At 41.9% G+C, this 23,522-nt stretch carries 16 protein-coding genes; 11 read left to right on the top strand and 5 right to left on the bottom strand.

The window, feature by feature from the left end; all coding sequences use genetic code 11:
* The first annotated feature begins 54 nt into the window (after nt 1-54).
* From acs to mtnP, 7 genes are all read left to right on the top strand, one after another.
* Nucleotides 55-2,019, top strand: a complete 1,965-nt coding sequence (acs, locus tag DLM75_RS03345) for an acetate--CoA ligase (RefSeq protein WP_118967957.1) — start codon at nt 55-57, stop codon at nt 2,017-2,019.
* 11 nt (nt 2,020-2,030) lie between these two features.
* Nucleotides 2,031-2,804, top strand: coding sequence for a cobalamin-binding protein (locus DLM75_RS03350; protein ID WP_346725229.1), 774 nt, complete (start codon nt 2,031-2,033; stop codon nt 2,802-2,804).
* A gap of 298 nt (nt 2,805-3,102) precedes the next feature.
* On the top strand, nt 3,103-3,942 hold the full coding sequence (locus tag DLM75_RS03360; RefSeq protein WP_118967101.1) for a bifunctional helix-turn-helix domain-containing protein/methylated-DNA--[protein]-cysteine S-methyltransferase: 840 nt from the start codon (nt 3,103-3,105) through the stop codon (nt 3,940-3,942).
* A 105-nt stretch (nt 3,943-4,047) separates the two neighbouring features.
* A complete protein-coding gene (locus tag DLM75_RS03365; RefSeq protein ID WP_118967958.1) occupies nt 4,048-5,157 on the top strand; it encodes a poly(ethylene terephthalate) hydrolase family protein in 1,110 nt (369 codons plus the stop codon).
* Between the two features lie 135 nt (nt 5,158-5,292).
* Nucleotides 5,293-6,861, top strand: coding sequence for a methyl-accepting chemotaxis protein (locus tag DLM75_RS03370; protein ID WP_118967102.1), 1,569 nt, complete (start codon nt 5,293-5,295; stop codon nt 6,859-6,861).
* A 133-nt stretch (nt 6,862-6,994) separates the two neighbouring features.
* Nucleotides 6,995-8,563 carry a methyl-accepting chemotaxis protein gene (locus DLM75_RS03375; protein ID WP_118967103.1) on the top strand — a complete coding sequence of 523 codons (1,569 nt, stop codon included), beginning with the start codon at nt 6,995-6,997 and terminating at the stop codon, nt 8,561-8,563.
* 100 nt (nt 8,564-8,663) lie between these two features.
* Nucleotides 8,664-9,527: an S-methyl-5'-thioadenosine phosphorylase gene (gene mtnP / locus DLM75_RS03380; RefSeq protein WP_118967104.1), complete on the top strand. Its 864-nt coding sequence runs from the start codon at nt 8,664-8,666 to the stop codon at nt 9,525-9,527.
* A 7-nt stretch (nt 9,528-9,534) separates the two neighbouring features.
* Here the strand turns inward: mtnP and DLM75_RS03385 are convergent, their stop codons facing one another.
* The 4 genes from DLM75_RS03385 to DLM75_RS03400 form a co-directional block, all read right to left on the bottom strand.
* Nucleotides 9,535-10,359 (bottom strand): alpha/beta hydrolase, encoded by an 825-nt coding sequence (locus DLM75_RS03385; protein WP_118967959.1) that lies wholly within the window; start codon nt 10,357-10,359, stop codon nt 9,535-9,537.
* 7 nt (nt 10,360-10,366) lie between these two features.
* Nucleotides 10,367-11,695: an alkaline phosphatase D family protein gene (locus tag DLM75_RS03390; RefSeq protein ID WP_118967105.1), complete on the bottom strand. Its 1,329-nt coding sequence runs from the start codon at nt 11,693-11,695 to the stop codon at nt 10,367-10,369.
* A 113-nt stretch (nt 11,696-11,808) separates the two neighbouring features.
* Nucleotides 11,809-12,846, bottom strand: a complete 1,038-nt coding sequence (locus DLM75_RS03395) for an alpha/beta hydrolase (RefSeq protein WP_118967106.1) — start codon at nt 12,844-12,846, stop codon at nt 11,809-11,811.
* Complete coding sequence (locus DLM75_RS03400; protein ID WP_118967107.1) at nt 12,827-14,266, bottom strand: flavin-containing monooxygenase; 1,440 nt, start codon at nt 14,264-14,266, stop codon at nt 12,827-12,829. The genes DLM75_RS03395 and DLM75_RS03400 overlap by 20 nt, the downstream gene beginning before the upstream one ends.
* Nucleotides 14,267-14,384: 118 nt before the next feature.
* Between DLM75_RS03400 and DLM75_RS03405 the strand changes: the two genes are divergently transcribed.
* The 3 genes from DLM75_RS03405 (at nt 14,385) to DLM75_RS03415 (ending at nt 21,141) form a co-directional block, all read left to right on the top strand.
* A complete protein-coding gene (locus DLM75_RS03405; RefSeq protein ID WP_118967108.1) occupies nt 14,385-16,163 on the top strand; it encodes a GMC family oxidoreductase in 1,779 nt (592 codons plus the stop codon).
* Between the two features lie 157 nt (nt 16,164-16,320).
* A complete protein-coding gene (locus DLM75_RS03410) occupies nt 16,321-17,781 on the top strand; it encodes an NAD-dependent succinate-semialdehyde dehydrogenase (protein ID WP_118967109.1) in 1,461 nt (486 codons plus the stop codon).
* 192 nt (nt 17,782-17,973) lie between these two features.
* Nucleotides 17,974-21,141, top strand: a complete 3,168-nt coding sequence (locus DLM75_RS03415) for a SpoIIE family protein phosphatase (RefSeq protein ID WP_118967110.1) — start codon at nt 17,974-17,976, stop codon at nt 21,139-21,141.
* 10 nt (nt 21,142-21,151) lie between these two features.
* Here DLM75_RS03415 and DLM75_RS03420 read toward each other — a convergent pair whose 3' ends face one another.
* Nucleotides 21,152-21,601, bottom strand: coding sequence for an OsmC family protein (locus DLM75_RS03420; protein WP_118967111.1), 450 nt, complete (start codon nt 21,599-21,601; stop codon nt 21,152-21,154).
* Between the two features lie 327 nt (nt 21,602-21,928).
* Between DLM75_RS03420 and DLM75_RS03425 the strand changes: the two genes are divergently transcribed.
* Nucleotides 21,929-23,518: a methyl-accepting chemotaxis protein gene (locus DLM75_RS03425; protein WP_118967112.1), complete on the top strand. Its 1,590-nt coding sequence runs from the start codon at nt 21,929-21,931 to the stop codon at nt 23,516-23,518.
* Nucleotides 23,519-23,522: the final 4 nt, after the last annotated feature.

Below are 23,522 nucleotides of genomic sequence, written 5' to 3' on the forward strand. Positions count from 1 at the left end.
TTTGGTAGACAGAGAAAAAAAAAGAAACATTCTTTACCGAATCTGGAGGAAGTCATGGCAAAAGAACGGATCGTTCCCCCGTCGGCAGATTTCAAAAAAAAAGCTAACCTCAGTCTCAAAGATTATAAATCACTCTATAAAGAATCGATCGAAAACCCGAACAAGTTTTGGGGAAGAGAAGCCAACCGTCTTACTTGGTTCAAGAAGTGGAGCAAGGTTCTCAGTCACGATTTTAAAAACGCAAAAGTAGAATGGTTCAAGGGTGGCAAACTAAACGTTTCCTATAATTGTCTAGACCGATATATCGATACTCCTCACAAAAACAAAGCCGCCTTGATCTGGGAAGGGGACAGTCCTTCCGAATCCAGAGTTCTTACCTATTACGATCTTTACAGAGAAGTGAATCGTTTCGCGAACGTTTTGAAAAAGTACGGAGTGAAAAAGGGAGATCGAGTTTTGGTTTATCTTCCGATGATTCCGGAATTAGCCATTACGATTCTTGCATGTTCTCGTATCGGTGCGATTCATTCCGTCGTATTCGGAGGTTTTTCTCCGGAAGCCCTTCAGAGTAGAATCGACGACTGCAAACCGAAATTGATCGTGACCGCCGACGGAGGTTTTCGCGGCGGAAAGCCAGTGGAACTTAAGAAGAATGTGGATGTCGCGATCGGCGCCGCAAAGGAAAAGGTAAAGAACGTAATCGTGGTTCGAAGAACCGGAAATGAATCCGGTCTGGTTTGGAAAGACGGCCAAGACCACTGGTACCATTTTTTAATGAACGATCCGGACCTGCCCGAATATTGTAAACCGGAGCCGATGGACGCGGAAGATCCTCTATTTATTCTTTATACCTCGGGATCCACTGGAAAACCGAAAGGAGTTTTGCATACTACGGGTGGTTATCTTATCGGCGCGAATCTATCCTTTCATTATGTATTCGATATCAAACCAGAGGATACGTATTGGTGTACTGCTGATATCGGATGGGTGACCGGTCATTCTTATCTTGTTTATGGACCGCTTTCCAACGGAGCGTCTTCCGTGATGTTCGAAGGAGTTCCTTCTTATCCGGATGCGGGAAGATTTTGGGACGTGATCGACAAATACGGAGTGAACGTTTTTTACACGGCTCCGACTGCAATTCGTGCCTTGATGAGAGAAGGATTGGAGCCAATTAAAAAAAGAAATCTGAGCTCACTTCGTCTCCTCGGTTCCGTAGGGGAGCCGATCAATCCGGAAGCTTGGGAATGGTATTATAAGAATATCGGAAAGAGTCGTTGTCCGATTGTGGACACTTGGTGGCAAACGGAGACCGGGTCGATCATGATCACCGCGCTTCCCGGAGCCATTCCTCAAAAACCCGGATCGGCGACTTTGCCGTTCTTCGGAGTACAACCGGTTCTTGTAGACAACGAAGGAAAGGAACTCTCAGACAAAGGAGAAGTTTCCGGAAATCTTTGTATCAAGGGTCCTTGGCCTTCGATCATGCGAGGTGTTTACGGAGATTCCAAAAGATTCTTCGATACGTATTTTTCCCAATTCAAAGGTTACTATTTTACCGGCGACGGAGCGAGACGGGACAAAGACGGTTACTATTGGATTACGGGAAGAGTGGACGATGTGATCAACGTTTCCGGTCATAGAATCGGAAGCGCGGAAGTTGAAAGCGCTCTTGTTGAAAACAAATCCGTTGCCGAAGCCGCAGTCGTAGGATTTCCTCATGATATCAAGGGTCAGGGAATTTACGCATACGTTACCGTGAAAGAAGGCGTTATCACAAACGACGAACTCAAAAAAGAACTCGTAGCGACGGTCGAAAAAGTCATTGGGAAAATCGCGAGGCCGGACGTGATTCATTGGGCTCCTGGACTTCCGAAAACACGCTCGGGAAAAATTATGAGAAGAATATTGAGAAAGATTGCTTCCGCGGAATTTGAGGGACTCGGAGACACTTCGACACTCGCAGATCCGTCCGTAGTGCAGAAGTTAATCGACGATAAGAAAGAATTCCATAGCTAAGGAAAAAGAATCTGATCGGACCGAAAAGAATTATCTGTCTCACAGAGGAAACGACCGAGTTATTTTATCTCTTGGGGGAACAAGATCGTATCGTCGGAATCTCGGCATATACGGTCCGCCCTCTTCGTGCGAAGACGGAAAAACCCAAAGTCTCGGCGTTTATCAATGGAAACGTAAAGAAGATCAAGGATCTAAAACCCGACCTCGTGATTGGTTTCTCCGATATACAGGCGAATCTCGCGAAAGAGTTAATATCGGAAGGATTGAATGTACTTGTCACGAATCAAAGATCGATAGCCGAAATTTTGGAAACGATGCTTTTGTTCGGTTCCATCATAGGGAAAACAAAAGAGACCGAAGTTTTGATCGAAGGTTGGAAAAAGAAGTTAGAAAGAATCCAAATGGAGAATCGAACGGAAAATCCTCCGCGTGTATTTTTTCAAGAATGGGATGAGCCGATCATCACTGGCATTTCTTGGGTCGGGGAATTGATCGAAATCGCCGGAGGACAAGATTGTTTTGACGATCTCAGAAATAAATCCATGGCGAGTGAAAGAATCGTTTCTTCGCAAGAGGTCGCAAAAAAGAATCCGGATATTTACCTCGGTTCCTGGTGCGGAAAACCGGTAAACTTTGATTGGGTCCAAACGCATCCTGACTGGCAGAATACAAACGCGATCCAAAATCAAAAAATTTTTGAATTAGATCCTTCGATCGTTCTTCAGCCTGGGCCAGCCCTTTTCGAAGAAGGGATCGATCAACTTGTACGATACATTCATTCTTAGCGGAAGAATTTTTGTTCCTTTTGTTTGCGATCGTTTTCCATCTACAAATCTCCAAAACTTACCTTTTTCCAAAGATGGAAGCAGAGAAAAAACGACATTACCCTCCGACTTTACTTTGAAGCGGACTTAAAGTCCGTTTTAACAAATTTTAAGAAGAGATACGGTTTGTCGGAACAAATTCTCGCCCTATTTTTTGATTGCAAAAGAATTGAAATGAACCGCGAAAACGAGTTCAAAAAAAACAAAAAAAGCAAGGATCGGGTTTTAAAAAAAACTCCTTTGAGCTATTCTCTTTGATATGGATCACTACAAAAAAATCGCAACGGCCATTCAATTTATACAAGAGAACTCCACATCACAACCCGAGCTGGAAGAGATCGCAAAATCCGTAAATTTGAGTCCCTTTCATTTTCAAAGAATTTTTACGGAATGGGCTGGTGTAAGCCCGAAACAATTCCTTCAATACCTAACGCTCCAAAGTGCAAAAACGATTCTTTCCAAACCGCAGTCAACCTTGTTCGACGCCGCCTTTGAGACCGGACTTTCCGGAACGAGTCGCCTTCACGATCTATTCGTGAAGATCGAAGGAATGACTCCCGGTGAATACAAAAACGGTGGGGAAAAACTTACGATTCATTACAGTTTTCAAAATGGGATTTTCGGCGATTACTTGGTCGCTTCCACAGAAAAAGGAATTTGTAATTTATATTTTTATGATGTTCCAAGGGAGGAAGTTTTATCCGAACTGAAGGGACAATGGGACCAGGCCAAATTGATACAAAAAACGGACGAAAACCAAGAGCGGGTCGTTCGTTTTTTTAAAAAGACATTGGATCAAAAAGAAAAAATCAAACTTCACCTAAAAGGAACCGATTTTCAGATCAAAGTCTGGGAAGCTCTTTTAAAAATCCCGGAAGGACAATTGTCCTCCTATTCGAAGCTTGCAACTTCCATCGATCAAGAAAACGCTTCGAGAGCGGTAGGTTCCGCAATCGGTAAGAATCCGATCGGTTATTTGATTCCCTGTCATCGTGTGATTAAGAATACGGGTGGAATCGGAGAATACAGATGGGGTTCTGAAAGAAAGATGGCTATGATCGGATGGGAAGTCAGTAAAACGAATTCACTTTCCGCTTGAATTTTCGTTTCTCTTCTTATAATTGATTCCGGATCCATTTTTAAAAATCGATTTCCATTTCGAGACAGTAAGAATCTAATGAAGAAGAGGAGCTTCGGAAAATTTATGAAACGTTTGACGGGAATCATTCTTATACTCGGGCTTTTCTTTTGTAAACAGAATTCAAAAAGTTTTCAGGAAGAAACTTTGGAACCACTTTTTGAAACGCTTCTGATTCTAAGTTATCCTTATCTGATCGACACATGTGCGATCACACCGGTCGGATATTACGGACCGATTCCTCCTATTTCGCAAGGTTATGGCTCACGCGGACCCAATGCAGTCTCCGTCGTTGCTCTGCCGAATCCAAGCGCGCCTCGTAACGTCTGTGTTTACTATCCAAGCGGTCAAACGACAAAGGCGCCGGTATTATTCTTACTCCATGGTTTTAGTTCTCCGTCCGCAGAAGCTTATTTTCCTCTCATTGATTTTTATGTTTCAAAAGGGTATGTGGTCGTATTTCCGATTTATATCTCCGATCGAAGGGATCCGACCGAAAATTATAAGTTTATGTTGGACGGAATCAATTTTGCAGTGGAGCAGTTCGCAAATATCATCGATACAACTCGAGTGGGCTATATGGGTCATTCATATGGAGGCGGTGCTACACCGTATCTCGCGCACCAAGGAATTATCCAGAAAGGATGGGGAAGTAACGGTTCCTTTATTTTTCTTTTGGCTCCCTGGTATTCTTTTTCGATCAATAACACACAACTCGCTCAGTTTACGAATTCCACGAAGATGATCGCACAAATTTACGATAATGACGATGAAGTCGATAACCGAATGGCGATCGATATCTTTACGCATATCGGCATCGCAAATTCGGAGAAGGATTTTGAAATCGTCTATTCCGATACAAACAGCGGTTATTCGCTCAATGCGGACCATTATACTCCAATTAAGAATACGATAATCGGACTTGGTTCACTAGATACTTTAGATTACTTTGGAATCTGGAGACAACTGGACGCGTTAGCCGATTATAGCTTCCATAATTCGGCACCTGCCAAAGATATTGCCTTAGGCAATGGATCAACGAATCAGATTTTCATGGGCACGTATCCCAATGGTGGGGCTGTAAAAAAAATGTCCGTTTCCGATTCTCCAACTGCCTTACATCCCGAAAACTTTTTCATCCATCCCTTTTCTAATTCTCTAAATCCAAGATTTTAGTCACTTTGTCAAAGTTAGGAATGAAAAACCAATTTTATGGAATGTAAAGGTGTCTAATTATAATAAAAAGATCGATTCCTGCCTTTGATCATTACTTTTCATTTACTTAAATGAATTTCTCTCCACGATTGGTCTATGTCCAAGCAGTCTATTGAATCAATCCGAAAGAAGGGAGAAGCGCTTACCTACTATTCGCGAATTGGAATTATGGTAATGATGCTTTTTTCGCTTGTCTCGAGTTATAAAACGTTGCATCCGCAGATTCTGATCAATCATACGGCCGCCGCCGGTTTTATGTGTGTTTATACCCTCGTTGGATTTGCTTTATATAAAAAATACGGCGTGAGTCCTTGGGCCCATAAGCTCTTCGTGATCTTCGATACGCTTCTTTTAAGCGGAACGATCTTGGTGGACGGTATGGTTTCGGCGGAAATTATCGCTCCCGTCCTAAAAAATGCGATTCTATATACCGTTTATTATTTCATAATCGCCTATTCGGGGTTACTCGGGAAGCCGGGATTCGTTTTGGTGACCGGTTTGTTTTGTGCGTCCGGTTACGGTTTGGGATTAGGCAACGCGGCGATTCATGGACTTCAGTTTTCGGAAAACAATACGATCAACACAGCCCCGGGCTTTATAAAGCTGAGTTCGGAAATTACAAAGATCATTTTTATGTTCGCGGTCAGCTTTATTCTTTATCGTTTGATGACTCTTTTTGATAATCTTTATCGGGAAGCCGCCACTTATTATAAGGAAAACAAAGACGTTCTTTCCCGATTGGAGAATAATAGAAAAATCATTCATTCTTCTGCGGAAACTCTGGAAATCTCCGTTTCCAATTTTTCAGAGTTTACGAGTTTAACGAGTTCCAAGATGGAATCGCAAGCGGCTTCCTTAGAGGAAGTAAACGCGGTGATCACATCACTCTCCACTTCTTCGGAGAACAATGTGGAGTCCATTCGCACTCAGAACGAGAATTTGATCGAATTGAATCAGAAATCGCAGGCGCTTCAGGAAATCATTAGCAAGATTTCCGAGCTTTCTAAGAATTTGGAAACAATCGCGAACGAAAGCAAAATCGAAATGCAAATCGTTAAGAATTCCGTTGAAAAAACAGATACATTTTTAAAGAACATTTCGAATTCATTTCAAAGAGTCGATGAAATCAATCGTATCTTGGGAGAGATCGCGGACAAAACAAATCTTCTTTCCTTGAATGCTTCGATTGAAGCCGCAAGGGCTGGAGTGGCCGGACGAGGATTTTCCGTAGTCGCGCAAGAGGTGAGTAAACTTGCAGACTTCACCGCTTCCAATGCCAAGATGATTTCCAAAGTAGTTCATGATTCGCTTCAATATATCGAGGAAGCAAACAATTCCTCAAGAGATACGGGTTATCTGACGGAGGGACAAAGTCTCAAAATCAACGGCACTGTTTCCAGCATCGAAGAGATGAGAAAGTTATATGAGCAAGGGACAAAGATCGTGCAGGATTTTGCGAAGAGCCTGAGCAAAGTGAAAACGCTTTCAGACGAACTCTTCCATTCTACGCACGAGCAGATGATCGGACAAAAAGAGATGATGAAGGCCATGTTTGCTCTTGAGAAGGAGATCAACGAGATTACTCGAGAATCAGGTAAGATCCAAGACGGCGTTTTGAGCATTAAAACGCAATCTAAGGACCTTAAGGCCTTGAGCGTGGTTTGATTCTTTCTTTGCATCCAAGAAAGTAAAATTGATCGATTATTTTGTGTCTTCTTGAAACAAAATTGAAATCTTAAAATCTCTTTTCTGGGCGGGAGATTGTTTGAAATGCAAAATTTCATTCTTCCCATAAGATATGAGTCAATCTTCTCTCGATCTCATTCAAAAGAATGGGGCCGTCCTAATCAATCGAATTCGCCTTGGTCTCGTTATATTGTTTACATTTTCGATTCTGGGAGCTCTCAAGGTCTTTGACCCGACTCAACTAATCATCCATTCCAGCGGAACGTTGGCAATGTGGATCTACTGTATCGGAATTTTCATTTGGAATCGTTTTGGAGAAGTTCCGAAATGGGTACATAAGACTTCGGTAATATTCGATTCGATCATTTTGAGTTCCACTTTGATTTTTGACGCGATGATTTCTCCTCAGGTCGCTTCAGGCGTAATGAAGAACGTGATTCTCTTTTTTATCTATTTTTATATCAATATTTATGCCGGACTTTTGGGTGAAAAAAAATTCGTAATCTTGGTTGGCTTTCTCGGTGCATTAGGATCAACAATTGCGTTAACTGTGGCGGTTTTATTCGGCGTAGAATTATCCGAGGATCCAAATCTTGCCAACAAACCAGGTATGTTAACCACCAGCGTGGAAATGATCAAGATTGTATTTGTCTTCGTGGCGGGAATTATTCTTTCCCAGCTCATGAATCTTTTTATGAAACTCGCGGACCAAGCAGTAAAACTTTCGGAAGAAAGTCGTGGATTCTTAGCGAGATTGGAATCAAATCAAAAAGCGATTCATATCTCGGCGGAAAGTCTCGAGAATTCGATCCAAAACTTTGCGGAATTTATTAATACGACCGGAGAAAAAATGGAATCGCAGGCGGCTTCGTTGGAAGAAGTGAACGCCGTAATCGAAGAACTATCCGCCGCTTCCCAAAGCACTTCCGGTTCGATCGAAACGCAAAATCGGAGTTTGGTGGATCTCAATCAAAAGTCCAAAAATCTCGGTGAGATTATCGAAAGTATCGCGCAATTTTCCAAAGATCTCGGTTCTTATGCAAACGAGAACAAAGTCGATATGGATAACGTGTCCGAGGCCGCGGGAAAAACGACACACTTCCTAAAAAACATAGCAAATTCGTTTAACAAAGTCGATGAAATCAATCAGATTATGGGTGAAATTGCGGATAAGACCAACTTACTGGCGCTAAACGCTTCGATCGAAGCCGCTCGAGCCGGAGCCGCAGGAAGAGGTTTTGCCGTTGTCGCAAACGAAGTAAGCAAACTCGCTGAATTCACTTCGGAGAATGCAAAAAATATTTCGGAGATCGTAAAACAATCCAGAGAGTTTATCGGAGAAGCGAATAAGGCATCGAACGATACGGGGGATTTAACGAACCGCCAAAAACAAAAAATATCGGAGACCGTGAGCCGAATCGAAGAGATGGGTAAACTCTATCAGGAGCAAAGAAGAATCATACAAGACTTTGTGTCCGAAGTAGAACGTATCAAACAACTCTCTGGTGAAATTTTCGAATCCACAAAAGAACAGATGGTTGGTCAGGAGGAAATGGTAAAAACCATGGTTCATCTGGAAAAGGAAATCAACCAAATCAACCAAGAATCAGGAAAACTTCAAATCGAAGTGGAAAAGATCCGGACTCAATCTCTGGAATTAAAAAATCTGAGCACTGCATAAATCTACGAACAGTAGAAACCACTTACGATTTACAATTTAGGTCCTCTATCCAAAACTGACCCTGAAGAATGTGAGAACTTTCGTTTAGGAGTAAGGATTCATGCCTCATCATGTAAAAGCGGCCATCATCGGAGGAACGGGACTTTATAGTCTCGACGGAATGGAATTGATCGAAGAGATCTATCCCGATACTCCTTGGGGAAAACCTTCCGATAAAATCAAAATCGGTAACTATAAAGGAAAGCTCATCGCATTCTTACCTAGACACGGCGTCGGACATTTTTTGTTGCCCCCCGAAGTTCCGAATCACGCGAATATCTGCGCACTCAAACAGCTCGGTGTTGAGGAAATCATTGCTTTTAGTTCTGTTGGGAGTTTAAGAGAAGAAATCAAACCTCTCGACTTCGTATTGCCTTCGCAAGTAATCGATCGTACTCGTCTGCGAAACGCGACGTATTTTGGAAACGGAGTTGTCGCGCACGCGCCGTTTGCGGAACCGTTTTCATCCAACCTAAGCAAACGTATCGAAGCGACTGCAAAGAAAATCGGTTTGGCAATTCATACGAACAAAACCCTCGTTTGTATGGAGGGTCCTTTATTTTCCACAAAGGCAGAATCTCATCTTTATCGTTCTTGGGGTGCGGATATCATCAATATGACCGTTCTTCCGGAGGCAAAACTTGCGAGAGAAGCGGAGATTGCCTATCAGATGATCTGTATGTCCACCGATTACGATTGTTGGAGAGAAGGGGAAGAGTCTGTAACGCTGGAAATGGTGATCGCGAATCTGACGAAAAACGCCGAAACCGCAAAAAAGTTACTCGCAGAACTTATAGATGTTATCGGAAACGGAGACGATCTAAGTTTGAAAAACAGCACGAAATATTCCATCATTACCGCTCCGGAAAAAAGAAATCCGGAAACTGTGAAGAAACTAAAAGTTCTTTTTCCGGAATATTTCTAATGTAGAATCAACGGATTTGATCCAGGCTTTTTTTCAAAGCCTGGTGATATTCCGGAAAGACGGTTAAATCATTGTGGGTACCGTCTTGAATCGTATATAGAATCACATCTTTATTTTGTAATTTCATCTTTTCTAATATAGATTGGGAATTTCGATAAGGAATAATCTCGTCTTCGGTTCCGTGAAAAATTCTAATCTTGGAGTTTATTTTTTCTAATTTTTTTACATTGTCGAATTGAAAACGAAGCATCCAGGATCGCAAGAATGGAAAATAATTCTTAACCAAAGAAGGTAGATCAGTAAAGGGTGTTTCCAAAAAGAGATTGATATCGGGGTTTTTGGAAACTAAGTCGATTGCAACTGCGGTGCCGATCGATCTTCCGTAAACAATGATCCGGTCCCTCGGAACATTCAACTTCTTGATCGTATAATCCAGCCATGTTTCTGCGTCTTGATACATCGCTTTTTCGGAAAGACTGCCGCTATTCTTTCCGTATCCGCGATAGTCGGTAATCAATATGTTCCAGCCTAATGGAACAAAGTCTTCGTAAATTCCTCCCCAAGTTCTCAAACTTCCGGCATTTCCGTGAAAGAAAAGAATCGTTTTGTTTAGATCGTTGTTCTTCGCTTTAAAATAGAGTGCAAAACTTTTTTCTCCGTCATGTGTCGAAAGTTCGATCTCCTGAAACGGTAATGGAAATTGAAATACGTAATCTTCGGGTAATTTTTCGGGAAAGAAAATCAGTTTGTCCTGATTCCACCAAACAAAAAGGAGAAGAAAGAATACGATTGAAAGAATAGCGCTTAACAGTATTGTCATGGTTCGTTTCATCGAAATATTAAGGATTTGGAATGATTTCTTTCTTCCAGAGTTCCTTTCCTTTTCCATCGAATATTTGAAGAAGTAGTTTTCTTTCCCCGCGATTCCCCGTAACGGAGACCATCCCGAAATTTCTTTGCTCGACGAGAGTTCCCTCGATTCTCAAAGGATTCTTTTCCGTAACCGCGTAAGCTCCGGAAGTCAATGGAGAAACTGTGAAATCATAAATTGGTTCAGCTCCCTCTTCCGTAAGTAGATTCAATTCTGTATGATGTCGATCACCCGTTAAGAAGACCACATTCTTGACTTTGAGATTTTTGATTGCGGATAGAATTTTATTCCTTTCTTCGGGGTAGGTCGCGTAATTTTCATAAACCGCATTCGGGTTAAGAAATTGTCCGCCGATCGCGACAAATTTAAAAGTCGCTTTGGAAAATGCGAGCGAGTTGACGAGCCACTGGAATTGTTTTTCACCTAGGATTTGTCTTGGTCCAATCACCTTGTTATTGTTAGCTGTTCGAAAAGTTCGATCGTCGAGAAGGATGAATTGAGCGTCACCCCAGGTGAAAGAGCCGTAGATTCCTTCCTTAGCGAAATTTGGATTTCCCCAGTGAAGTTTAAACATTTCTTCCGCTGTGTCTTTCATCCAAAAAGAAGAATCTCCGTCATTCGGTCCAAAATCGTGATCGTCCCAGATTGCATAATGATGAACGGCAGAAAACAACGGTTGTAACTCGGGGATTCCTCGTTGATGTTTGTAACGATGTAAGAATCCGGTCTTCGAATCCCAATCCGTTTCTCTCAGATAGATATTATCGCCGAGCCAAAGCATAAAATCCGGGTTCTTGGAAAGAATGGAATCATAGATAAAGTAATCTCCGCCATATGGTTTTCCGGGGACATCGTATTCGGTTTCATTTACATAGGCGCAACTACCTAACGCAAAAGTAAAGTTAGGCGGATTTTGTCCTGCGGCAAAAAAAGACTGAGCCTGAAATATCTGAGGATGTTTTGCTTCGACTTTTTTTCCGTCAAGCAGGACGTTGTAGCGATATCGTTTTCCGGGTTTTACTTGGTTTGCGATCAACTTTGCGACAAAGCCGTTATTGGACCGGGTTTGGATTTCCTCGGAAAGAAATTTATTCTTTGGATTTTCAATTTCAAAATATTCGAGTGCAACCGATGCTTTTTTTTCGGTTTGAATCCAGACTAAAACTTCCTTAAGAGTGGAATAGCCTACGATTGGGCCGGATGCGATTCCGGATGAATCCGCTTCGAGCGACTGTTGTAAAAAAACAAAAGAGAAAAGAAGAATAAGCGTTTGAGTCGAGGCGATTTTGAATTTCATAAAGAAAACTTCCCTTGAATCGAAACCCTTTCACGGCGTTCAAAAAAATTCAAGAGAAACTTTGATACAAAGTCGTTCGATCGAAACGGTTTTATCGGTTTGCTGAAAGAATCTTATCGTATCTTAAATCCTTCTTTGATAAAAAGAACGAGTTCATCCAAAGCCTTTTTTGCTTCCGGTATTACTCCTCCGAAATTGAAATATCCATGCACGAGACTTTCATACATACTAAAAGTAACGGGGACCTTGCTTTTTTTTAGATCTTCGATCAATTCTAGAGCCTCATCTTGCAAGGGGTCAAAGCCGGCTAATTGAATAAAGGTTTTTGGAAAATCGGTTTTTTTCTTATAAAAAATCGGAGACGCAAGAATTTCCTTCGCATCCAACGGATTTTTCAAATAATGAAAATTAAAATATTCCAATAATTGATTGGTAAGCGCGTAACCGCGACCGAATTCGTTCCGGCTGGCGCTCATCCTTAGAAGATCCAGGTATGGATAAATCAACAATTGGAAAAGTGGTGAAGTGATTTTTTTCTTTTTGGAAAAGAGCGATACGTTAGCCGCGAGATTACCTCCTGCGCTATCACCGGCTACGGCAATTTTTTTCGGATGAATTCCTAATTCTTTTGCGTTCTTAAGAATCCATTGATAAGCGACAAGGCTGTCGTCGACCGCAATCGGGAATTTATACTCTGGTCCGAGTCTGTAGTCAACGGAAAGGATCAAAGCTCCCGTTTTTTTTGAAAGATAACGCAATGGTCGATCGTGAGAATCCAAATCGCCTATGACGAATCCGCCCCCATGGAAGAACACGAGAGCAGGTTGCATTTCTAAGGTTTGTGTCGGCCTATAAAGTCTGATTCCGATTCTTCCTTGCGAAACCGGAATCGTGAAATTCTCGATTCCGAAAAGATCTTCCGGTTCGAGATCAAACAAAAGCATGGAATTCTGATAAAATTTCCTCGCTTCTTTAGGAGTGAGAGATTCAACTCTCGGCTTTGTTTTCGCTAGATACAAGGACATTTGAAGTCTTGCATCCAAAACACGTCCTCGTTTTCGTATTTCACCACCGGAAATTTTTCTAAGAATTCCTTCCGGTAGTTTCAGTATCCATCGAAGAAGAAGTCGCTCAAACTTTTGCAAGAGCACGAGTTTTCTTTTTCACTCCGTGTTTGTTAGATCCGACTCCGTTTTTTGAAACTTGTTTTTGCTCGGCGATCGCTTCCACGTTCGTTCTATTTCCGTTCTTCTTAGCTCTTTGTATTCCCTTTTTAAGCTCGCTTTTCATATCGTACAAAAAGTCCTCAAAGTCGACCTGCATCGTATGTCTTGTAGATGCCACATAACGTTTCTTCATTTGAGATTCGTATTTTTCGATGGTCTGATTCATTTCCTCAACAGTCGGAAGTTGATAATTGCCAGTGAGGTATTCGGAAATCCACTTACCTTGAAATTCCGCCAAAGGCATAATTGCTCCTAAAGGTTGATACAAGCCGACGAAGAAAAGATTCTTAAACTCAGGTTTGACCATTCTATGAAAAAGAGGTAAATGATTGTCTTTTGCGGAAATTAGATTCTCGTCAAAGAATGGAAACTTAACGTTGTAGCCTGTGCAATAGATAACGGCGTCAACTTCTTCTTCGGAACCGTCCACAAACCGAACCTTATTACCGTTATACGATTCTATGTTCGGTTTTGGAGTTACGTCTCCCCGTCCTAAGCGTACAAGAATATCCTGCGAAATCGTAGGATGTGCCGCCCCAGGTTTATGATCCGGCTTTTGTAAACCGAAGTCTTCCACCTTTCCAACTCCAAAACGTAGAACCAATCCCATTATAAAACTCTTAAGCCAGAATGGAGTGTGAACCGGAATGATCTCAGTCGATTTATCTAGCGGTTTCCCGAAAAGATAATTCGGAATGATATAAGCACCTCTCCTCGCGGCGAGAAAAACTTTAGACGCTACACCCGGTCTACAAAGTTCGACGGTGATATCCATCGCGCTATTACCCATTCCTAAAACCACAACTCGTTTACCGGTGAGTTTAATCGGGTTATCAGGGTCGACATATGAATGAGAATGGATGATCTTTCCCGTAAACTTTCCGGGAAAAGGAGGATCTGGCCATCTCTGTGACCAGTGATGTCCGTTAGAAACTACTAACGCATCATAAAATTTTTGTTTTCCATCTCCGGTCGTGATCAGCCAGGTTCCATCGTCTTGATGGTCGGCGTGTACTACTGGGTTTTTAAAATGAATGTTTTTCCGAAGTCCGAAATGATTAACATAATCGATAAAGTATTCTAAAATTCTTTGGTGTCCGGGATAATCGGCGTAACTCTTGGGCATCGGATAATCTCTGTATTCCATCCTATCTCTGTGAGTATTGATATGCAGAGACTTATAGATATTACTCATCTTATTATCGTTGTTGAATCTCCAGTTTCCGCCGACTTCGCTTCCCGCCTCATAACAGTCAAAAGGAATCCCTTTATCTTTGAGAGCTTTGCAAACCGTGATTCCACTGGAACCAGCTCCTATGACACAAACACGAGGCATTGAAGACATATTCTTCTCCTATTTATTTAATCAGTACGTTAGGAATTATGATACGGCTCTAAAATATGAGACAGTCAATTAAAAAAAGTTTTGAATTTATAAATCATCCGATTATTAATGAATACTTATGGAACAAAAAAAGAGAACAAATGTTCACTATGATTACGACTACGTCATAGTAGGTAGCGGTTTCGGTGGAAGTGTGTCGGCTATGCGGTTGAGTCAAAAAGGATATTCCGTGGCGGTTTTAGAATCCGGTAAACGATGGAGATCGGAAGATTTTCCAAAATCGAATTGGTCGCTTAACAAATATCTTTGGATGCCGAGAATCGGCTTTTACGGAATTCAAAGATTAAATCTTTTGAAGGATTTTTTTCTCGTGAGCGGCGCCGGGGTCGGCGGCGGTAGTCTTGTATATGCGAATACTCTTTATGTTCCGGGGGAAAAAGTTCTGAATTCTCCCACCTTTAAAAAGTTAGGCGGTAAGGATAGAATTCTTCCGTTTTATTCGATCGCATCGAGGATGCTCGGTGTTACGCAAAACCCTCAATTATACGAATCGGATTATATTCTTAAAGAAATCGCTGAAGAGATGGGAAGAGGGGAAACCTTTCGGCCCACGCCGGTCGGAGTTTATTTCGGAGAAAAGCCCGGCAAACTTTCAAAGGATCCTTACTTCTTAGGTGAAGGACCCGATCGAGTCTCTTGCAATCACTGCGGCGGCTGTATGGTCGGTTGCAGATTCAATTCCAAGAACACGTTGGACAAAAATTATCTTTTTTTCGCGGAGAAGATGGGAACGAAAATTTTTCCGGAGACAAAAGTTGTTTCGTTGATTCCAATCAATGAACACGGAGAAGCTGATGCTTCAGCGACCGGTGAATTCGGTTATCAAATTCAAACGCAATCCACGACCGGATTTTTCGGATTTCCGAAAAGAACATTCTATGCAAAAAATATAATTCTTTCCGCCGCCGTGATGGGAACGGTAGGACTTTTGTTGAAAATGAAGCAAAAAGGAAAGATGACAAGGCTTTCGCCTGCTCTTGGTGATTGTGTTCGCACAAACAGTGAAACGGTTTTAGCCATTACAAATTTTACGAAAGAAGTAGATTACTCTCGCGGTGTTGCGATTACTTCTTCGATTCATCCCGATGATCATACGCATATGGAACCGGTACGTTATCCGAAAGGCTCCGACTTCTTCGGGACAATCGCTTCCGTGCTCACGGATGGTGGAGGTAAATTTCCAAGACCTCTCAAATACTTTTTTACTTTGTTAACCAATCCGGTTTATTTTTTCAAAGCCTCTTGGCCGTTTGGATTTGCACAAAAGTCCTTGATTCTTCTTGTGATGCAAACCTTGGATAATAAGATCCGTCTAGTTCGAACCAGGAGATTTTCTTGGCCCTTTGAAAAGAGTATGAGTTCCACTCTCACGGAAGGGGAAAAAACTCCGGCGTACATTCCCATTGCGAACGAAACGGCAAGAAGAATCGCACAAAAAACCGGTGGAGTTCCGAGAAGTTCGATTAACGACGTTTTGTTAAACGCACCGATTACTGGACATATTATGGGAGGTTGTATCATGGGAGATTCTCCAAAGGAAGGAGTGATCGACTATGAAAATCGTGTCTTCGGTTATCAAAACCTGAGGGTTTGTGACAGCTCGATGATCACGGTAAACCTGGGTGTAAATCCTAGTCTTTCCATTACGGCATTGACCGAAAGAGCCATGTCTTTGATTCCACCAAAGCACGGATTCAAATCCGTGGAGTTTCACTTTGAAAAAAAATTCGGAATTACTTCTTTGTTAAACGCAGGAACGACGACGAAAAAATCTCAGTCTGTAAAGAATCAGAAATCAAAACCTTCTACGGCAAAGAAAGCCAAGGCTCGAAAGTAATCACCGATCTCCGATTTAGATTTCAAAAGCAATTTTCATTTTGAAAAGGAATTCGTTCGGATTTTCTGATTTTTGTCTCGAATAAAAGTAAACTTTGGAAAGAGATTCTTCTTTCCTTTCTTTCTTTTGAGAGCATAAAGGAAATCGAGGTTTTCCATTGAGCTTAGAACTTCTTCAAAGAAAAGATTTATTCAGACAGGACGCATTTTGGGGTGGCGCTTGGAAGATCGGGAACCCCGATCTGAAAATCGAAGTCCTCAATCCGGCTACGTTAGGAATCTTAGGAAGGGTTCCTTCCTTAGGCCAAAAAGAAACACTGGAGGCGATTCAAACTTCAGTTCACTCCTTTCGAGACTGGTCGGCTCGCCCTGCAAAAGAACGATCGATTCTGATTCGCACTTGGTCCGATCTAATGAAAAAAAATCGGGAAGACTTAGCGATTCTTATGACCTTGGAACAAGGAAAACCTTTGAATGAGTCGCGAGCAGAGATCGACTACGCGGCCTCGTTTTTGGAATGGTTTTCGGAGGAAGGAAAAAGAGTCTATGGAGATCTCATTCCGAGTCATAGAAGGGATACGAGAATCGAAGTAATCAAAGAGGCGGTCGGTGTTTGTGGAATTTTAACTCCGTGGAATTTTCCTTCTTCGATGATCACCCGAAAAGCCGGCGCCGCGTTAGCGGCGGGTTGCACCGTCATCAGTAAACCTTCCGAGCTCACGCCATTCTCCGCACTCGCGTTAGCCGTTCTTGCACAAGAAGCCGGAATTCCGGACGGAGTATTTCAGGTTCTAACCGGTTATCCGGAAGAAATCGCAAATACACTGATCGATTCTTCCGATGTCAGAAAGATCAGTTTTACGGGTTCGACCAGGGTCGGTAAGCTGATTATGGAAAGAAGCGCAAATACTTTGAAAAGACTTTCCCTCGAACTCGGAGGAAACGCACCGTTTCTGGTTTTTGACGACGCCGATGTGGAGGAGGCGGTAAAAGGCGCGATTCTTTCTAAATTTCGAAATGCGGGACAAACCTGCGTTTGTGCGAATCGGTTTTTGGTTCAGAAAGGTATTTATCAAGATTTTATAAGTTTATTTTTAGAATCGGTGTTAAAATTAAAAGTCGGGAACGGTTTAGAAAAGGACACAACGATCGGTCCGTTGATAAGCGAAATGGCTGTTCAAAAGGTGGAAAGTCATATTCAAGATGCAATCGACAGGGGAGGCAAACTTCAATTAGGTGGAAACCGTTTGGAATCTGGGAAATTATTTTTTTCCCCGACCGTAATTTCGGAGATTTCAGAAGATTCACTTTCCATGCGGGAAGAAGTTTTTGGTCCGGTGGCTCCGATTTATCGATTCGAAACGATGGAAGAAGGGATTGGAATCGCAAATTCTACACCTTCCGGATTAGCGTCTTATGCGTTTACCAAAGATTATCGTAAAATGCAATTTATTGCCGAGAATTTACAAGCCGGAATGGTGGGAATCAACGAAGGATTGATATCGACGGAGCAAGTTCCATTTGGTGGGTTGAAAGAATCCGGATTCGGAAGAGAAGGATCTAAGTACGGGATTCAGGAATATCTTAACGTCAAATATGTCTGCATTGGTGGTTTTTAAGTAGCAAACAATCGCAGTTAGTTTACTTTGTTTCGCTTTGCACAAGGCAACACATTCGACTGTCAGAACACCTTTTGGTTTATTCCGTAAATCGTTGGATTGCTTCGCGTAAATTATAACAGGCGATACAAACGCCCGAAGTTCCTTTTTGCTTGACGATATGTATTTTAAGAAGTTAGTAGAGTGCCTGCCATGGATCTTATCTATTTAAATTATTTCTCACTGGCTTCCTTGATCGGAGTCCTCTTTATCGGGTTTACCGTATTCTTTTTCTTTTCGATTCAAGAAAAAGCCTCCGGCACGCTTTATCTTTGTATCGGACTCTTTAGTCTTGGGATCTTTCACCTCGGCTATATGGTCGGATTTCCGTTCTATGGACCCTGGTCCGTCTTTCACAGGTGGATCGTCATTCCGTCTCCGTTCTTAGGTTTTCTTTTCCTGATTATGTTTTTCCTTCATTATCCGGAGCCGGTTTCGAAAAAAATAGTAAGGTCGATTTTTTTCAGCGCACTCGTCGGAGTTATCGTTATTTGCACATGGTACTTCTACGAATCCTTAGCCGCAAAAAGAGTCTTTTATTTTTCAGGACATTACTGGGACTTCCAGATCAATCTCTTCTATAAAATTTATTCGGTCATGATCCTTCTCTATACGGCTATTTTTATGGGAATCGGAGCCTGGAGGATGTTCAAGCTCAAAGGGAAGGAAAGAATCATCACTTCCATTATTTTGATTCCTCTATCGTTAATCACGCTTATCCCGGGAATATTAAATGCGATGAGTCGGGATGGGGCGGTTTCGAGAGAGTTATATCAGACGGTTTTGGATATAGCACTAGTGATCGGATTGTTCGTGATTCTTGTCGGCTATATAAATTACACGAGTGAGAAAACCTCGATTCTTTCCAGAATCAGCGGAATTACACTCGCGACTTTTTTTCTCGTTTTGCAGATCGTGAGTTTGTTTATCTTCAACGAATATGAAAATTCTTATGATCTGATCAAAAGAAAGGAAGTCAGATTATCGGTTTCCGGCTTGGACGTTTCCCGCGACGCGGAATACGTTTTCGAATACGATCCGGAATCGGATTCGGCTCGTCGTTATACCTCTCACAGCTCGCTTGAGCCGAATGAAACGGCATTACGGGAATTCCGATTTTTTAAAATTTCCCATACCTTGTTCGAACTTCCTCAGCTTTCCAATAAGGAATTCAGGGAAAAAGTCGAATCCGTTCTAAAAAATTCTCCGCCAGGCTTTGACGCATATCGAGCCGGAGTGAGAGAATATTTTTCTTCCAAAAAGGAAGACCAACTCTCCGGAAAGGACGTTGAATTCTTCTTTGATACTTTGGAAAAGAAGTTAGTCGTCCTTAGGAATAAATACTTTCATTTACCTCCGAAGGAAAAAAACGATCCGACCGCATTGGAAAAACTATTTCATTCGGATCAACCTGGAATTTCCGCTTATCTTAAAGAATTAAAAAAGAATGCGCTGGCCGCGAATGTTTCCGATCCGGTTATAAGGGAAAAAACATTTCTCAACCTTCTCACCCAAGTTCGGAAGCAGGATGAAAGAACCTATAAAGGCGAAAGAATCTACGAACTCGGCGGGCCGATTCCAAAACACTATATCGCTTACTTTTACGTTTCTCCTTCGAACGGTAAGATTTACGACGTAGGCTTCCGTTACGAATCGTTAAGGGAATACTTGCATCCAACGGGGCAAATCCTTTATATTTCAGCGCTTTGTATCCTTCTTCTCGTACTTCTTGGATTTAGATTTTTCTTTCAGGGCGCTCTCCTCAATCCTTTGGAAGAAGTCGTGATCGGTTTAAGAGAAGCAAATTCCGGTAACTTGGATTACAGACTTCAAGTCAAAGTCGAAGACGAGATTGGATTCATTGCACGTTCGTTTAACAGAATGGCGCGTTCCATTCAAGCCGCGAGAAAACGATTGCAACAATACGCTGAAGAATTGGAAGAGAAGGTTCAAGAGAGAACAAAAGAACTTCAGCAAACGTTAGAAGAAGTCCAAGAATTGAAACAACAACAAGACGGAGATTATTTTTTAACCTCCCTCTTGATCAAACCTCTCGGATCCAATAAGGCGCGTCAGGAAAACGTGAAAGTAGATTTTCTAATCGAACAGAAAAAGAAATTCTCTTTCCGAAGATTCAACGATGAAATCGGAGGTGATATCAATATTTCTAATTATATCGATCTCCAAGACCGTTATTATACCGTATTCTTAAACGCGGACGCAATGGGAAAATCGATGCAGGGGGCGGGTGGAGCGCTGGTCCTCGGCGCCGTTTTCGAATCCATAATCGAAAGGACAAGAATGGCGACGACGATGAAGGAACAATCCCCGGAACGTTGGTTAAAAAACGCATTCTTAGAATTGCATAAAGTGTTTGAAAGTTTCGACGGTTCGATGCTCGTCTCTCTCGTGTTAGGTGTTGTCGACGACGAAGCCGGGTTGATGTATTTTATAAACGCGGAACATCCGTGGACCGTTTTATACAGGGACGGAATCGCAAGTTTTATCGAAGACGATCTGATGTTTCGTAAACTGGGAACCACCGGGATGGAAGGAACCGTTTTTATTAAGACGTTTCAGATGGAGCCGGGCGACGTTATCATTGCGGGATCCGATGGACGGGACGATATCTTGCTCGGAATGGATCGCGAAGGTGGAAGAATCATCAACGACGATGAAAAGGAATTTTTGAGAAAAGTCGAAGAAGCGCGCGGGGAATTACAAGGAATCTATGAAGGAATTCACAATCACGGAGCGCTTACCGACGACCTTTCTTTGGTCCGGGTTTCGTTTAAGGAGAATTTGAGCGAGTCGAAAATCGCACAAGCTCACGAAAGAGATCAGATTCGTGAACTTCTAAAAAAAGCGAAAGAAGGAGCGAACAATAAGGAAATCGAAGAAGCAATTTCTTTTCTGGAACAGGCGGAAACGTTAAACAATCAGATTCCCGAAGTCAAAAAATTGTTCGTTAGTCTTTTCCTCAAAAAGAAAGATTATAGAAACGCGGCGCTTTATGCGGAAGATTATTTGAATCTAAAACCCGTAGACAAAGAAATTCTTTATATAGCCTCGACAGCGGCGAGAAAGTCGGGAAGTTTTCAAAAGGCTCTCGATTTCGGGGAAAGGTTGAAGCTGAGAGAGCCGACTCATATTAAGAATTTGGTCAATCTCGCTCAAATTTATATCGCTCTGAAAAACTACAAACGCGCTATGGAGATGGTCGACATCGCCTTGACGGTAGACCCGCACCACGAAGTGATCTTAAAGATTCAGGAAATTCTGAGAAAGTATTCTCACAATCTTGCAGAGAGCGAAACTTGAGTTCGCTTCCTCATTGAGGATGAATCTTTACTTCGCTTTTGATCGAATTGGAAATAAAACAATTTCGATGTGCCTTTTCATGAAGCTCGATTAGGGCTTCTTGGTCCGGGATTTTTTCTCCTTCGAATGTCACCTTAGGGTAAAGGTCGATTTTAGTGACGACCATTTTCCCTTCCGAGTTCTTTTCGAGAATGGCGATCGCCTTATCCTCGTAAGCGGAAACTATATAACGACTTTTTGCGGCCACGGCAAGAAATGTCAAAAAATGACAACTGCAAACGGAGGAGGCCAAAAGTTCTTCCGGATTTGCGTATTCCGATTTACCGTACGTTTCCGTCGTAGAAGAGCCGTTCAGCGTTTGTCCGCCCGCATACTGGAGGATATGAGTCCGATCATAGGAGTCATATTTGAAATCTTCCGGTCCTTTTTTCCAATTTAAGCCAATTGTGTGTTCGGACATGTTTAAACCTTCTTATTTATAAAAAACAACCAAATCTAATCTCGAATCAAGGATAAATTTTTTCCGAATATACCATCTCTTTTTTTCTTTGAGACCGAAGGAAAAGAGAGAAAAGCGATCGGAAACTTTCTTTTGATTTTGATTGATGCGGATTCTCAGAAAAATCGCAAACAAAGAAATATTAAGAAAGTTAAGAATACGGGAAACTTAAATTTGGAAATGTGATTTTTCAAATTCTTCAATGAAGAGCTTACGCCTAATAAATTATAAATTGCAGAATATAGAAAAACCATTGATTTTTCAAAGTAAATTCTCGTCATTAGTAACATGTCCTCGAAGCAAGAATCGAAAAGAAAAACAGACGAAGAAATCATTGCGTTTGGTCCGGCGTATATCAACTGGATCCGTCTCGGCTTAATTTTATTATACTATTCATCCATCGCAATCGGTTGGAAAAGAACCAATGCCGTTCAGAATACGTTGTATCTGGTTGGGACGACGGCGATGTTGTTCTACTTCCTTTATAGTTTTTTTAAGATTAGAACGAGCGGAAGTATTTCTAATCTCTTGAGTAAGGTTTTTGTTGTCGCCGATGTACTTGTTTTGTTTCTCGTGATGGTTGGTGCCGCGATGGATGTTCCTGAATTTACTTCGGGGATGGTAAAGAGTCCGGTTCTTTACGGAATCAGTTACCTATATATCATTTCTTCCGGTCTTCTTTTGGCACCGAATTTTATTCTTTTGATCGGAGGTTTATCCGTTCTTTCGAATATTATTGTCGTTTCGACTGCAACTCAATACGGATTGATTTTAACCGAAGATAGAAAACTTGCGAATTCCTTGGGATATGTTTCCGTTTCGGAACAAGTAACCAAGATTCTTTTTATCATGGCTTGCGCTCTGATAATTAGAACCCTTGTAAAACTTTTCATTAGTTTGAGAGGGAATTCAGAATACAGACAAAAAGAAGTAGAAGAATCTCATAAGGTGATTGCGGAGAGAAGCAACAAAATGCGGGAATCTGCACTTTATCTCAAAGAATCCTCAAAGAATCTGAAAGAATTCATGTCCGATTTTTCTCTTCTTGTTTCAACTCACGCTTCCTCTTTTGAAGAGATCAGTTCTACGATGGAAGAATTCCAGTCGCAAACCGAAAGTTCGGCTGACAATGTTAAAAATCAGTTTAGCAATATTGAAACCTTAATCGATCACAGTTCGAATTTAAAATCCATCATCGAAAGGATTTCTCAATTCAATCAGACCTTGGACCAAAGTTTGGAAAAAGTTCGAAAATCCGGATCGATGGTAACTGGCTTTGTCGAAGAACTTTCCAAGTCTCTTTCTTCCCTCGGAGATTCTTTTAGAAGTGTGGGAGAAGTGAATCGGATCATGTCCGAAGTCGCGGATCGAACCAACTTACTTTCTCTCAACGCTTCGATCGAAGCGGCGAGAGCAGGCGAGGCCGGAAAAGGTTTTGCCGTGGTCGCGCAAGAAGTTTCCAAACTCGCCGAAAGTAGCGCCGGAAATGCGGATTTAATTTCCAAGATCATCAGAGATTCTTCCAATCACGTTGTGACAGGTCAGAAATCGGCTGAAACAACCGCCGGTCACGTAAAGGAACAGGATACTTTGTTTCAGGATTTATTCGCTCGTTTTGATGAGTTTACGAAGATGTTCGAAGAACAAAAAAGAATCAATTCACTGTTTTTCTCAACGTTAGATCACCTCCGATCTTTATCTTCCGAAATCGAACTTTCTTCTTCGGAACAAAAATTAGGACTTCACGGAATCGTAGAAGCGATCGCTTCTCTCCAGACTTCGATGGAATCCTTGATGGAAAAGAGTGAAAATCTTTCCGAGATCGTAAAAGAACTCGAAGTGCAAGCGGATACTCTTACGAAATCGGAAACGCTCTAACTCG

The sequence above is a fragment of the Leptospira stimsonii genome, from assembly GCF_003545885.1.
Lineage (GTDB): Bacteria > Spirochaetota > Leptospiria > Leptospirales > Leptospiraceae > Leptospira > Leptospira stimsonii.